The sequence below is a fragment of the Pseudomonas koreensis genome (assembly GCF_036668835.1).
Taxonomy (GTDB): Bacteria; Pseudomonadota; Gammaproteobacteria; order Pseudomonadales; family Pseudomonadaceae; genus Aquipseudomonas; species Aquipseudomonas koreensis_I.
Window position 1 is genome coordinate 14,019 of the sequence record NZ_JAZEVW010000010.1, and the last position, 13,613, is coordinate 27,631.

Annotated in this window: 10 protein-coding genes and 1 pseudogene; 5 read left to right on the forward strand and 6 right to left on the reverse strand. The window is 55.9% G+C overall.

Annotated elements, in window-relative coordinates:
* Positions 1-131: 131 nt before the first annotated feature.
* On the reverse strand, positions 132-752 hold the full coding sequence (locus V6F91_RS23300) for a cell wall hydrolase (protein ID WP_332768568.1): 621 nt from the start codon (positions 750-752) through the stop codon (positions 132-134).
* A 201-nt stretch (positions 753-953) separates the two neighbouring features.
* Between V6F91_RS23300 and V6F91_RS23305 the strand changes: the two genes are divergently transcribed.
* The 5 genes and pseudogenes from V6F91_RS23305 to V6F91_RS23330 all read left to right on the forward strand — a co-directional run.
* On the forward strand, positions 954-1,805 hold the full coding sequence (locus V6F91_RS23305) for a CAP domain-containing protein (protein WP_332768570.1): 852 nt from the start codon (positions 954-956) through the stop codon (positions 1,803-1,805).
* A 119-nt stretch (positions 1,806-1,924) separates the two neighbouring features.
* Entirely contained in the window at positions 1,925-2,923 is a 999-nt protein-coding gene (moaA, locus tag V6F91_RS23310; protein WP_332768572.1) for a GTP 3',8-cyclase MoaA, read from the forward strand.
* 362 nt (positions 2,924-3,285) lie between these two features.
* Positions 3,286-4,629, forward strand: a complete 1,344-nt coding sequence (gene chrA / locus V6F91_RS23315; protein ID WP_332768574.1) for a chromate efflux transporter — start codon at positions 3,286-3,288, stop codon at positions 4,627-4,629.
* Between the two features lie 404 nt (positions 4,630-5,033).
* Positions 5,034-6,398, forward strand: a complete 1,365-nt coding sequence (locus tag V6F91_RS23320) for a glutamine synthetase family protein (RefSeq protein ID WP_332768576.1) — start codon at positions 5,034-5,036, stop codon at positions 6,396-6,398.
* A 148-nt stretch (positions 6,399-6,546) separates the two neighbouring features.
* Positions 6,547-6,765 (forward strand): annotated as a pseudogene (locus V6F91_RS23330) (NAD(P)/FAD-dependent oxidoreductase); the annotation flags it as partial.
* 2,148 nt (positions 6,766-8,913) lie between these two features.
* Here the strand turns inward: V6F91_RS23330 and V6F91_RS23335 are convergent.
* From V6F91_RS23335 to V6F91_RS27585, 5 genes are all read right to left on the reverse strand, one after another.
* Positions 8,914-9,561: a response regulator gene (locus V6F91_RS23335; protein WP_332768928.1), complete on the reverse strand. Its 648-nt coding sequence runs from the start codon at positions 9,559-9,561 to the stop codon at positions 8,914-8,916.
* Positions 9,562-10,378: 817 nt separating this feature from the next.
* Positions 10,379-10,693, reverse strand: a complete 315-nt coding sequence (locus V6F91_RS23340) for a hypothetical protein (RefSeq protein ID WP_332768578.1) — start codon at positions 10,691-10,693, stop codon at positions 10,379-10,381.
* Positions 10,694-11,225: 532 nt separating this feature from the next.
* Complete coding sequence (locus V6F91_RS23345) at positions 11,226-12,851, reverse strand: methyl-accepting chemotaxis protein (RefSeq protein WP_332768580.1); 1,626 nt, start codon at positions 12,849-12,851, stop codon at positions 11,226-11,228.
* Positions 12,852-13,131: 280 nt separating this feature from the next.
* Positions 13,132-13,311 carry a phenolic acid decarboxylase gene (locus tag V6F91_RS27580; protein ID WP_423815356.1) on the reverse strand — a complete coding sequence of 60 codons (180 nt, stop codon included), beginning with the start codon at positions 13,309-13,311 and terminating at the stop codon, positions 13,132-13,134.
* On the reverse strand, positions 13,226-13,510 hold the full coding sequence (locus V6F91_RS27585) for a phenolic acid decarboxylase (protein ID WP_423815351.1): 285 nt from the start codon (positions 13,508-13,510) through the stop codon (positions 13,226-13,228). The genes V6F91_RS27580 and V6F91_RS27585 overlap by 86 nt, the downstream gene beginning before the upstream one ends.
* Positions 13,511-13,613: the final 103 nt, after the last annotated feature.

The window sequence follows — 13,613 nt, forward strand, 5'->3', positions numbered from 1 at the left end:
ACAAACCCCTGTGGGAGCGAGCTTGCTCGCGAAAGCGTCAGATCAGCCACCACAGAGGGTGGCCGTACTGGCCTCTTCGCGAGCAAGCTCGCTCCCACATTGACTTTCATTTGTCAGAGGAATCTTCGCAGCTATCGTGCATCCCCGCCCGCGGGCTTATAGAACTGAAACTTGCCAATCGCGGCCGTGCGGCGATATTCGTTGGCCCAGCCCGGGTGCACCCTGCGGTCGTGGAAATACATGGCGCCGTGGGTGCGATCCTTGAGCTGGCGGTTCAGCGCCTTGCCGGCGATTTCCTTGGCCAGCGCGTATTCGGCGTCTTCCTTGACCTGATCGGGTTTGCCGTCGCACCACCAGGAAAACTGGCAGCTTTTGCTTTCCGAGCCTTGTTTGACCACTGCGCACACCGTATCGGGAAAACCGTCGTGACCGAGACGATTCATCACCACGCTGGCCACGGCTTCCATTTCCGGGGTGTCCTTGCCCTTGGCTTCCCAGTAGATGCTGCGTGCCAGACAGGTTAACGGATCGTCCAGCGGCGCCGCGCCGGCCGGGTCAACCGCCTGCGCCTCGGTCGGGGTGATGGCTTCGGATTTCGGCGCCGGGGCGCTGCTGACCTTGTCCGCCGCTTTCTCCTCCAGCACCTGCGCTTTCTCTTCGGCCTTGGCCTCGATCGGCGCCTGCTCGGTGGCCGATGCCACGCCTGCCAGCAAAGTGAATACCAGACAACCCGCCAAGCGTTTCAATCCCATGTCAGTTCTTCCGGCAGCGCCCGTTACGGGCTGGATGTTTCGTCGGTGAGACGCCCGGTTTTCGGGGTCTGCGCAGAGTGTAGCCGGCAAAAATGGCAGAAACATCCCGGATAAAAAAACCGCCGGATGCCGAAAAAAGACGTTGCACCCACCGGGGGCCTTTCGCGCATCATGGGCGCATTCAGCTCAAGGGAGATCTCCATGCGCTTCATGCCATCTGTTTTGCGTCTTGTCGGGTTATCGCTGGGCGTTGTCTTCGCCGCCTCGGCAGTCGCTGCCGATGAGTTGCAACTGATCGAGTCGATCAACAGCTACCGCAGCCAGCCGCAGCGTTGCGGCACGCAGGCATCAAACGAATTGCCGCCGCTGTCCGCCGACCCACGCCTGCGCCTGCCCGCCAGCGGCGCGGTCGATCTGCAGCAAGCCATGGCCAGTGCCCGCTACCCGATGGTCAATGTCCAGGCGATCACCCTCAACGGCCCGCGCGACGCGGCGTCGGCGATGCAAGCGATCAAGGAAAGTTTTTGTCAGGTGGTGCTCGATCCGCAGTTCGTCGATATCGGCGTGAACCGCGTCGATCGCGACTGGCGCATCGTCCTTGCACGGCCGCTGCTCTCGGCGAAGCTCGGCGACGGGCAAAGCGAAGGGCAGAAACTGCTCGCCCAGCTCAACGCCGCCCGCAGCCAGCCGCGCCAATGCGGCGGCCAGGCCTTCGTCGCTGCCGCACCGCTGGCGTGGAACGCGACACTCGGTACCGTGGCGCAGGATCACAGCCGCGACATGGCCAACAACAATTACCTCGACCACAAGGACCGCGACGGCCGCACCCCCGGCGACCGCGCCGAACTCGCCGGCTACAGCGGGCAACTGGTCGGCGAAAACATCGCCGCCGGGCAAGACACCGTCGGCAAAGTCGTCGACGGCTGGCTCGCCAGCCCCGGGCACTGCGCCAACCTGATGAACCCGCAGTACAAGGAACTTGGTGCGGCGTACGCGACCGATCCGAAAAGCAGTGCCGGCATCTATTGGACGGCGATGTTCGGTGCGCAATGACGGCATCATCGACCGTATCAATCAACCGGTCAGCCAGAGTGATTGGACGACAACGGGCGCGGACTTTACCCTGCGCAACTGCGCCAATTGGCCGCACCTGACACCCACGAGGCGAACCCATGACAGAGCGTGAATTGATCGATGGTCACAACCGCCGCGTGGATTATTTGCGCCTGTCGGTGACTGATCGCTGCGATTTCCGCTGCGTCTATTGCATGGCCGAAGACATGCAGTTCCTGCCGCGCCAGCAGATCCTCACGCTCGAAGAGCTATTTCAGGTCGCGCAAAGCTTCGTCGCCCTCGGCACGCGCAAGATCCGCCTCACCGGTGGCGAACCACTGATCCGCCCCGGCGTGGTCAAGCTCTGCGAACAGATCGCCGCCCTGCCCGGCCTGCGCGAACTCTGCCTGACCACCAACGGTTCGCAACTGGGCAAACTCGCCGCGCCGCTGTTCGACGCCGGGGTCAAGCGCCTGAACATCAGCCTCGACAGCCTCGACCCGAAGCGCTTCAAGGAACTGACCCGCACCGGTGATCTGGCCCAGGTGATCGACGGTATCGACGCCGCACGCAAGGCCGGTTTTACCCGCACCAAACTCAACTGCGTGGTGATGCAGGGGCGCAACGATCACGAGATCAACGATCTGGTGAACTTCGCCATCGATCGTCAACTCGACATCTCCTTCATCGAAGAAATGCCGCTGGGTACGATCAGCGAACACAGCCGCGCCGAATCGTTCTTCTCCAGCGCCCAGGTGCGCGAGAAGATCGCCGAGCGCTACACCCTGATCGACTCCGCCGAATCGACCCAAGGCCCGTCGCGCTACTGGCGCCTGGCCGAAGCACCGGAGATTCGCCTGGGCTTCATCTCCCCGCACAGCCACAACTTCTGCGCCACCTGCAACCGCGTAAGGCTGACCGTCGAAGGCCGGCTGCTGCTGTGCCTGGGCAACGAACATTCGATGGACCTGAAAGCGGTGCTGCGCGCGCATCCGGGCCAACCGCAACGCCTTGAGAAAGCCATCATCGAAGCAATGAAGCTGAAGCCGTATCGGCACAATTTCGAAATCAACGATGACGTGCAGGTGGTGCGGTTCATGAACATGACGGGGGGTTGACCGGCCACCCCAGCGCGCAAACGGGACCGTTCAATGATCGTCAGGCCGAAACCCAATCAGTTCGGGGCTGAGGTTTTGGGTAGGTCAGACATCGTAGCCCCTCACCCTAGCCCTCTCCCGAGGGAGAGGGAACTGATCGGGGATGCTGGCGAGCTCCGTCGAGGTGATGGTGCTGTAGTGAATCCATAATCGACGCGGTCATTCAGGTCGATGCATAACGCCAGACACCTCGGTCGGCTCCCTCTCCCTCGGGAGAGGGCTGGGCGGGCGGCGCTCCGATGAGGGGCCGCGGTTTGACCACCACAGATGAACCAAAACCTGCTTAGATACCCGCTCCGCCGAGCCCACCGCAGGAGCTGCACTTGAACCCAACCCCCGAAGCCCCGCCGCGCCCAGCCCCCATCACCCTGCAACACGCCTGGCGCTTCTGGCTAAAACTCGGCTGCATCGGTTTCGGCGGTCCGGCCGGGCAGATCGCAATCATGCATCAGGAGCTGGTCGAGCGGCGGCGCTGGATTTCGGAAAAGCGTTTCCTCCACGCGCTCAATTACTGCATGTTGCTCCCCGGCCCCGAAGCCCAACAGCTGGCGACCTATATCGGCTGGCTGCTGCATCGTTCGTGGGGCGGTGTGATCGCCGGTGTGCTGTTTGTGCTGCCGTCGCTGTTCATTCTGATTGCACTGTCGTGGGTCTACATCGCCTTCGGTGACCTGCCCGCCGTGGCCGGGGTGTTTTACGGAATAAAACCGGCGGTGACGGCAATCGTCCTGCATGCCGCCCATCGCATCGGCTCGCGTGCGCTGAAGAACGCCTGGCTCTGGGCAATCGCCGGGGCGTCGTTCGTAGCGATTTTCGCGTTCAATGCTCCGTTCCCGCTGATCGTGCTCGGCGCGGCGCTGATCGGCTATCTCGGCGGACGCTTCGCCCCGCAGCGTTTCAACGCTGCCAGCCCGCGCAACAGCAGCAAATCCTTCGGCCCGGCGCTGATCGATGACGACACGCCGACACCGGAACACGCCCGCTTCAGCGTGGCGAAGCTGTGGAAACTGGCGCTGATTGGCGCGGCACTGTGGTGTTTGCCAATGGCACTGCTGACGACATTGTTCGGCTGGGACGGCACCTTCACGCAAATGGCCTGGTTCTTCACCAAAGCCGCATTGCTGACCTTCGGCGGCGCGTACGCGGTGCTGCCGTACGTTTATCAGGGCGCGGTCGGCCATTACGGCTGGCTCACACCAACGCAGATGATCGACGGCCTTGCCCTCGGTGAAACAACGCCCGGGCCGCTGATCATGGTGGTGGCGTTTGTCGGTTTCGTCGGCGCTTACGTGCAACCGACGTTCGGCCCCGAACATGCCTTTGCCGCCGGTGCCTTGGCGGCGACATTGGTGACCTGGTTCACCTTCCTGCCCTCGTTCCTGTTCATCCTCGCCGGCGGGCCGTTGGTGGAATCGACGCACAACGAACTGAAATTCACCGCACCGCTGACCGCCATCACCGCCGCCGTGGTCGGGGTGATCGTCAATCTGGCGTGCTTCTTCGCGTACCACGTGTTCTGGCCGAACGGTTTTGCCGGCGCCGTCGACGTATTTTCGATCGTTTTGGCGATTGCGGCAGGTGTGGCGCTGTTCATGTTCAAGCGTGGGGTGATCAGCGTGCTGATCGTTTGCGCCCTCGCCGGGCTGGGCTTTCACCTGATGCGCTGAGGCGCGGCGCGATAATCTCCCGTTTACATGCCCGCGGATTCCCCCTTACTATCCGGGCACACCGGTCGGCGGGTCAGCAAGCCACCGACGTTTTCCGCCAACGGAAACACGCGTTATGAGTACGTCACCTCAACAACCACATTGGTTGTACGTCTCACCCCCGCGCGCCCTCGTCAGGAGCGGCGTATGAACCGTATCGTCAATCTGCCAATGGCCCTGCGCCGTTCCAAGCTGCGTCACTCCGCACGCCCGCCGGATATCGCCCTGCCCGTCTGATCGCGTCGGTCAAAAACCCGCGACAGCCTTCTGTTCCCTGATATCTCTGCCAGGACAGCCACGCCTTTTGCCGCGTCGTGTCCGGCCCGATTCTGCGCGCCTGTGCGGCGCCCCCGTGAGTGATTGCCATGAAATTCGCAGCCCTTGAAGACGCACGTCTGTTCCTTGCGCAAAACCCCGATATCGACATGATCGAGCTGTTCATCCTCGACGCCAACGGCGTGCCGCGCGGCAAGCTGTTGCACCGCGAAGAACTCCTCGCTGTGTACGAAAGCGGCCGGCCATTGCCGAGCACTATCCTCGGCCTGACCGTGCAGGGTGAAGACGTGGAAAACTCCGGTCTGGTCTGGGACGTCGGCGACATCGATTGCCGCGCCTATCCGCTGGAAGGCAGCCTGGTGCGCCTGCCATGGCGGCAGATTCCGACCGCTGCTGTGCAAGTGAGCATGCACCCGACTGAGGGCCTGCCAGCGAGTATCGCCGACCCGCGACACTTGCTGATCAAGGTCATCGACGCGCTCAAAGCCGAGGGTTTCCACCCGATCATGGCTTGCGAGCTGGAGTTCTATCTGCTCGACGCCAAACGCGATCACAACGGCCGACCGCAGCCGGCGCTGGACGCTGACGGTGGTCGACCGCGACACACCCAGGTCTATGGTCTGCGCGAACTGGAACAGATCGAGCCGTTCCTCGCCGACCTCTACAGCGCCTGCAAACTGCACGGCATTCCGGCGCGCACGGCGATCTCGGAATACGCGCCGGGACAGGTGGAAATCACCCTCGAACACGGCGATGCACTGGCGGCGATGGATCAGGCGGTGCGCTACAAACGTCTGGTCAAAGCCGTGGCGCACAAGCACGGCATGCAGGCGACATTCATGGCCAAACCGTTCGATGACCTGGCCGGTACCGGTATGCACATGCACGTCAGCCTGGCCGACGGCGGCGGACACAATCTGTTCGCCTCGGAAGATCCGGCCGGCACGCCGCTGCTGCGCACGGCGATTGGCGGCATGCTCGCCTCGCTGCTCGATTCGCTGTTGCTGTTCTGCCCGAACGCCAATTCCTATCGACGTTTCCAGGCCAACAGTTACGCGCCGCTGGCGCCGACCTGGGGCGTCGACAACCGCACCGTCAGCCTGCGCATACCCGGTGGCCCCGCGCACACCCGGCACATCGAACACCGCATCTGCGGCGCCGACGCCAACCCGTATCTGGCGGCGGCGGCGATCCTTGCCGGGATTCATCGCGGCATTCGTGAAAACCTCGATCCGGGTGCGCCGGTCGAGGGCAATGGCTATGCGCAGGCCAAGGAGTTGCTGCCGACCGACTGGCTGACTTCGTTGCAGGCGATGGAGAATTCGGTGTGGGCGCGGGATGCCCTGGGGCAGGAGTTTCTGGGTGTGTATCTGGCGGTGAAACGGGCCGAGTACCGGCAGTTCATGGCCGAGGTGGGTGAGCAGGATTGGCGCTGGTATCTGACCGAAGCTTAACGATCCGACACCGAACCTGTGGGAGCGAGCTTGCTCGCGAAGGCGTCGTCACATTCAACATTTTGGGTGACTGACACACCGCTTTCGCGAGCAAGCTCGCTCCCACAGGGACTGCACTCCGACTTCCGAACTTTGTGTGGATACTGACATGACTCAACGCTGCAATTCCTACTACACCGCCACCCTCAACCGCGACACTGACTACCCGACCCTGCAAGGCCGGCATTCGGTGGACGTGGTGATCATCGGCGGCGGTTTCACCGGCGTCGCTACCGCTGTCGAACTCGCCGAAAAAGGCCTGAAAGTCGCCATCGTCGAAAGCCACAAGATCGGCTGGGGCGCCACCGGGCGCAACGGCGGCCAGGTATTATCCGACCGACGAATGTTTTGTTGACTATTTATATTCTCTTCATTGTAAACGGGAAGTATTGGATTGTTCGGTCAACAAAATGCCGAAAACTGTGATATCAACACTACATTTATACGTCGCATACTACATGTTGACTATTATATAAATTTAGCCGAAGCGCGAATCACTAGTTGATTCATCTACAATCCTGTGCATAATCGGTCACAGTGGCAGCCCCGGCGTAGGTCTGCCCGGTCCATCAGCTAGTTCAACTTGAAATACTGAAATCAGTGTGCGAGTGATCAGCGTTGACTTTGATGTTTACTTTATCAAGGAATCGTTGATATGCCTCACACATCCGTTATTATTGAAAACCCTCAATTTAACATCCTACCAGATTGGACTGAAGCTACTTCATCAGAAATATCTGACTGGTATTTTTTTCCAACATTAAATAATAAATCAAAGAAACGAGCCTCCCCTTCACTACTTTCGGTGCAGGAGCCGGCATGAAAGTATTTGAAAATGGCATCAGCCAGCTTGCAGGAACGTTAAGGACCTACATTTACGTAAATTTTTATGTTGTGATGCCGTGAAGCATTTCCCGCGGTACTGCCCCAATCCACGTAACTCAGAGGCGCGCCTGTAATTCGGTGAGGCTCTTTACCCAAAACTGGTACCACTCATGTATCACGCTGCCTTGGCGAGTTTGCTGACGTGAGCTTCACACCTTGGACACTTGGCCCCCTTGAGGGTGGCTTCAGATTTCACCATAAACTACGGGACCACAAAGCCAGCGAAATTACTGCTCACTTATCTACAGCATTCATTAAGAGTTTAAATTAAGTAATTTGATTCGAAACCGATTGTCAAATACCGGCAACGCAGCCAAAGACTACCAATGCGATTACGACAATGGCAATAGTGAGCAACCAGTCTACAACAGGCATACACCAACTCTTCATTAACGCAGTTTCTTTGAATTTAATTTCGACGCACCGGGCCAGCTCAAGGCTATCCAGAAAAGCTAAATATCGCATACACTACTCTGCAGACGGAATTTTACACATGCGGTTCAAGCCCATCAAGATGAAGAGCTTTCAGCCCGTAGCAACTCCATCCCATTCCAGATTTATTTTTCAATTTTTACTAAGCCGAATTTGAGGCCGAAGCATGTAGTTTTTATTTACCATCAACTTTAGCAGACGGGCCGCAGGCCGTAAAAAAACCTTTGCACGAAAATGACGATCCAGCCAAGCATTGAGTTCGTAAAATCGCACCGGCGCCATACCCGGGTAAGCGCGAAGAGCTGTGAACACTTCACTCTCAGCTTGAGATCTGAAATGTAAATGCCTACTTTCGACATACTGTTTGACGAACCTATTGATGTCACAGGTTTCTTTATTCGATATGAATATTGTGCTCAAGCTATCCGGAAACTGACTTTTAAATTCGTGCACCACCCTCAACTCCTGCTGCAATTTAATACACAACCAAAACTATTAAACACCAGATTCTATGGAGTTTATTGATCCTGAAAATCAGAGACCAGCAAGTAGAACGCTCCGATCGCTATGAACACCTTCCCCGCTGGACTTAGTTTTTAAAATACTTTGCGGTAGCCATCAAATTTACGTCAACAGATTCAGGAATTTACGCTGAATCTTCGAAAGAACTCCCCCCTTCCAGACCTGATGCCATCATATCACTTCACTAATAAGCAATCTGCAAGACACCTTTCTTTATTGCCACTAAAGAATTAAGTACTGAATGGTTCGGTCGAATTTACCCGAAACCGAAACTAATGACCTTCGACACTCTGGACAGCCTTATAAAGCCGACAACACCTACTACCCACTTCCTATTAACCACACCGCATGGGTTCCGAGGACGACAACCTTAATAGAAGCCAGTGAAAGTAATAACTTCGTGAACAGCAACATTTCCGATAGAGATACCCCGCCAGCATTATTTCAGAAGACTTATCGAATAAAATTACCAAATCACATGCTTTCGACTCAACCATCAACGACTGGAGTGACTCGAAATCATCCAGGTTCAATAGAACCAATGCGAACAGCATCTCGCCATAGCACTTTTTAATAATAGGGTGCTTACAGGTGCGAGCGCTATCAGGCAATCCTTAAAAATAGTGAGACGTGGAATTTACTGAAACAGATTTGCCTCCGCACAAAACGTGATCAGCTCCTGATCGCTGCTCACTCTGAGCTTGCGCATAGCGGTGACCTTTTGAGTGCTGATGGTCTTGGCACTACGGCTCTGATCTTCGGCAATGTCTCGCAAGCTCATGCCGGCAATGAAAAGACGCAGGATCTCCAATTCACGAATCGACAGCGACGCCAAGCGCTCCTCAACATTCAGATGGCTCGCGACAACTGAGCGTTTTGCGATTTTCGGACACTCATAGTCGCGCCCGTGAATCACGTCGTTCAGTGCCTTATGGATCTCCATGTGCACATGCCTTTTCTGCACCACACCCGCTACGCCAAGGTCCGCCAGTCGCGAAAGAATCAGGCCATTGGAAATCATGGTTAATATCAAGATCTGCAAGGGAGGAAATTTTTTTCGCAGAAACTTGATTAGTTTCAAGCCATCCCCATAGACAGAGCTTTCGGGCATGCTGTAATCAGTGATGAGGATGTCCGGCACTCGTTTGTTCAGCACTTGGACAAGTTCAGTAGAACTCGCCGCCTCGCCGATCACCTCGAAACACTGAACACGCTGTACCAGCGCGCGCACACCCAGCACCACGACTGGATGATCATCAGCGATGACGATAGTTTTTTTTTGCATGTTCATTGCTATGTCCATGAAAATCGATGCGCGCCTTTATATGCACTGCAACTGTTCAGCCTCTGACCTGCTCTGCTTCAGCCACTCAGACTGCAGCAACCCAGCGCTCCCGCGCTAGCAGTCCAAAAACGTCCGACAGCAGATCCGCTGCGATAACGGCAAGCGAATCACTATCAACAATGCAGAAGTTGTTTGGGGCCGGTTGACTTGCCATGTTCAGGAAACTACGCGCTTACGGCATCCATCACCGATAAAGATGCGGAACGGCAATGGGACTCAATCATCCAGACTCGCGCCTTAAAGTCGGCGCCTGTGGACCAAGTCCATGCGAGTCTTGAATGAGTTCTGCTGACAGCGGGGGCTCCGTTACAGGATCATTGATAAGGCGGATTGGACGCAATGGCGAGAGACCGGAGGTAAGCAGCCGATTGATCCGATTTCTGTTGAGGTATCCAAAAGCACGTTCAAAAAGCTGTAGGTTCCAGGATTTATCAGTTGAGCTCGCCCCACGTGTAGTTGATCGAGGAGTGTGCGTCAGCCTGTAGAACAACGAAAACCTCATACGACCACACACGTCATTGCTGAAGACTGAACCAAGCGAAATTGCCGCGCCTACGGCTCTGCATGGAGCAATAACTTGGGCAGACAGCCATAACAATAAGCGCGCGAGTTTGGGCGTCGACAAAACGTAGAAATCAGGGGTACGAACAATTCGCTTGAGTTTCATGGCGCAACGATATAGCCCGCAGCCCGAAGCGGGCAATCAGGCAAACCCTAAAATTACCAAAAGGGCTTGCCGAAGAATATATTTACCGGCTCAACCAGCATCCCGTTGCGGATTTCGCAGCCTACTCAACTCACCCTCCGGCCCGAGAAAGCCTTTCATGGCACCCGAATATTCCACTTGCATGTGCGCAGTAAAAAGATCGATCAATTCGATAAGCTCCGGGCCTGTCTTTTCGCCGCCGTACAACACCGCCGCCAGCCGCCCCATGATCTCGGCATTGAGCCGCAAACGCTCACGCACCGCCTGCGGTGTCGGTTTTTTGCCTACACCTTTAAACACCACCGGCACCAATGCACTGCCGATGGCGCCGATCAATTCGCGTATATCCAGATCGGCTATTTCCATTCGTCCTCCTCCACCCGCCCCTTTATAGGGCGAGTTGCTTGATCACTAAAAAACCACTGTTGATCGCCTGGCCTGTGCAAACGTGATCAACGCTGCAGCTGAGTCGCAATCCCAGCGCCGATGGCACCGCCAACGCTGGCAGACACAGTTGCGAGCAACGCAGCAAGAACAATCGCGCTCTGAAAAATCTTGCGGGAGCGTTTCTCGAAACACTCCATGGCAGAGCGATGTTTGACCTCGGAGATGCACAACACACTGCAGAGCTGCCGTGCGCCTGCACCAGTTCGTTATTGGCCACCAGCATGTTTACCGCAAGATCGTTCGCAGCCTTTGTCACCGAGCTTCCAATATCAGCAACGCTAGTCACGGCGCGACTGACTTCCGCTACGAACGGATCAAGACCAGGGAAAGGCTGTTCAGAGCATTGATCTGTCATCGCAGTGGGTTGACGTGAATTGTCTTCTTCCATCTCTACCTCAAAATACACATGACAGTCTTTCGAGTTGCCACTGGAGTCGCGCCTGCGGATAACTCAGGTCCGGAAGCGTTTGGCCAGGTCGGCCATGGCAACTGCCAACTTCGAAAGCTCATTACTGGCAATTGCCGCCTGGTTAGCGCCGGCTGAAGTTTGTATCGACAGGTCGCGAATGCTGACGAGATTGCTATCGACCGAACGAGCAACTTGAGCCTGTTCTTCCGAAGCGGTAGCAATCAGGAAATTTCTTTCGTTGATCTCGATAATCGACTTGGCGATTTCCGCCAACGCAGCGCCCGCCTCATTTGCCACGCTCAATGTGTCCTGCGCATTTACACAGCTATTAGACATCGCCAGTACAGCCTGGTCTGCCCCCGCTTGAATGTCTGCGATCATGCTCTCGATTTCCTTGGTCGACTCCTGAGTTCGATGGGCGAGCGCCCGCACCTCATCAGCAACAACGGCGAAGCCCCGCCCTTGATCACCCGCTCTCGCAGCTTCGATGGCCGCGTTCAACGCGAGCAAGTTAGTCTGCTCAGCAATACTGCGAATGACATCCAGAACCCTGCTGATGCTTTGCGCCTTGATCGCCAGGCCCTCAACGTCAGTACTGGTCTCTTCCACTATCACGCTGAGACTCTGGATCGCCTCGACTGTTTTAGAAACCCGATCCGCTCCGGCGCGGGTCGAAAGCTCCGACACCTGCGCAGACTCCGAAGCGGACACAGCATTGCGCGCCACCTCCTCGACGGCGACACTCATTTCATTGACCGCAGTAGCGGCCTGCTCGATTTCGTTGTTTTGTCGATGAATGCTGGCACTCGCCTCTTCAGTGACGGAATACATTTCCTCTGCCGCCGCGGCCAGCTGGGTAGATGAATCGCTCATGTGGCGAATGGTTTCACGCAGACTGACCTGCATCGCTGCTGTCGCCGCCATCAGATCTGCCAGTTCGTCTTTACCGGTGACCTCAAGATCGGAGCCCAGGTCGCCTTCGGAAATCCTCCTGTTGACGTCCAGCAACACTGTCAAGGGCGCCGTAATACTGCGCGCAAAGATGCCCCCTAGAAAAATACTGATCACCATGACCAGTAGGTCAATGCCAACCACTGTAATGATCGAGCTTTGATAGATCTCTTCAGCTTCGATGCCGGTTTTCTCGCCACCGAGTCGGTTCAACTCAATCAGCTTGCCGACAGCAGCCTCTAGCTCATTCGTCTGTACGCGTATATTTCGTTCAATATAGTTGGCCGCGGCTTCGGCATCTCCTGCCTGCGCGAGCTCAAGAAAAGTGTCAAGTTTAGTGTTGTAGTTGGTGACGCTGGATTTGACCAAATCGTAGATGACCTGTTCTTCAGCACTGCTGACATACGACTGATAGGCATCAACCAACTGTTTCAATTTGAGCCGGGTATCGATAACAGAGCTTGCGGATATACGCTTGACATCGGCGCTACTAGCGGTAACCAGCCGGGTGCTTTCCAGGCGAAGGGTCAGCACCATGGAATTTATAGCGCTGGCCTCGCGAATACTGTCCATCCAGTTATCTTCGATCTCTAGCGCTGCCGCCCGCACGCGGCTCATTTGCCACAAGGCAATACCGCCGAGGGCCACCACCAATATATTAATGATGAAAAAAACCAATATCGCTCGTTTAGCGAGCCTGAATTTCCTAAGCAGCATCTTCTCAGTCCTACAGTAAAGCGAGTTAGTCGCAACGTGATTTTATAAGGGTCAATCACCAAAAACGATCAGGCAATCCTTAAAAATCGTGAGTGGACGCTGCTTATATTTATCGGCTCTTTCAAAAATGGGCGTCGACCTTCCTGTCGACGCCATGGATTATGAATGGTCTTTTGATGTAACCACGCTGTAGGTCGAAGCGGAAACATTATTAAGCGACACTGAGGTAAATCAATGTACATACATAAAAAAAACAGCCCAATCAGGGCGGCTTTTCCAGTTATTTACCATCAATGTAGTCTCTTAGCATCTGATCCGGAGGCATATCAATCACAGCGTCGATATCAGGACCTCCATTTTTCAAGTAGGTCACTTTAGCAAACTCGGGAATTACAACATAATGGTATGCCCCCCGCCACGAAACTTGTGCATATCCTCGATAAAAACTTTCTGATAACAGATGGTTTTTTCTGGATGCTATCCTTCACCGGCAATCCACTGCGAAAAGAAATAGTTCCGCGGACAATTTCTCTCTTAAGATCGAAGAGCAAACTCACGCAAATACCTATCGGCTCGCGCCAACCGACCTTGTAAATGCCGGGAGCAATGTACAGCATTGATTTTTCTAATTGGTTACCCATCGACCACCGACCAATCATCCGGTGTCGAAATTTGCGGACGCAACAGTAAAACCCGGCGTACCCGCTCGCAGCCTACGACAGGCAGCACTTGCAATACACCATGTTCGCCGCTTAAGCACGC

Coding starts and splice junctions, on each gene's coding strand:
- V6F91_RS23300 (WP_332768568.1), bottom strand. CDS start 752: ATGGGATTGAAACGCTTGGCGGGTTGTCTGGTATTCACTTTGCTGGCA.
- V6F91_RS23305 (WP_332768570.1), top strand. CDS start 954: ATGCGCTTCATGCCATCTGTTTTGCGTCTTGTCGGGTTATCGCTGGGC.
- moaA (WP_332768572.1), top strand. CDS start 1,925: ATGACAGAGCGTGAATTGATCGATGGTCACAACCGCCGCGTGGATTAT.
- V6F91_RS23320 (WP_332768576.1), top strand. CDS start 5,034: ATGAAATTCGCAGCCCTTGAAGACGCACGTCTGTTCCTTGCGCAAAAC.
- V6F91_RS23335 (WP_332768928.1), bottom strand. CDS start 9,561: ATGCAAAAAAAAACTATCGTCATCGCTGATGATCATCCAGTCGTGGTG.
- V6F91_RS23340 (WP_332768578.1), bottom strand. CDS start 10,693: ATGGAAATAGCCGATCTGGATATACGCGAATTGATCGGCGCCATCGGC.
- V6F91_RS23345 (WP_332768580.1), bottom strand. CDS start 12,851: ATGCTGCTTAGGAAATTCAGGCTCGCTAAACGAGCGATATTGGTTTTT.
- V6F91_RS27585 (WP_423815351.1), bottom strand. CDS start 13,510: ATGATTGGTCGGTGGTCGATGGGTAACCAATTAGAAAAATCAATGCTG.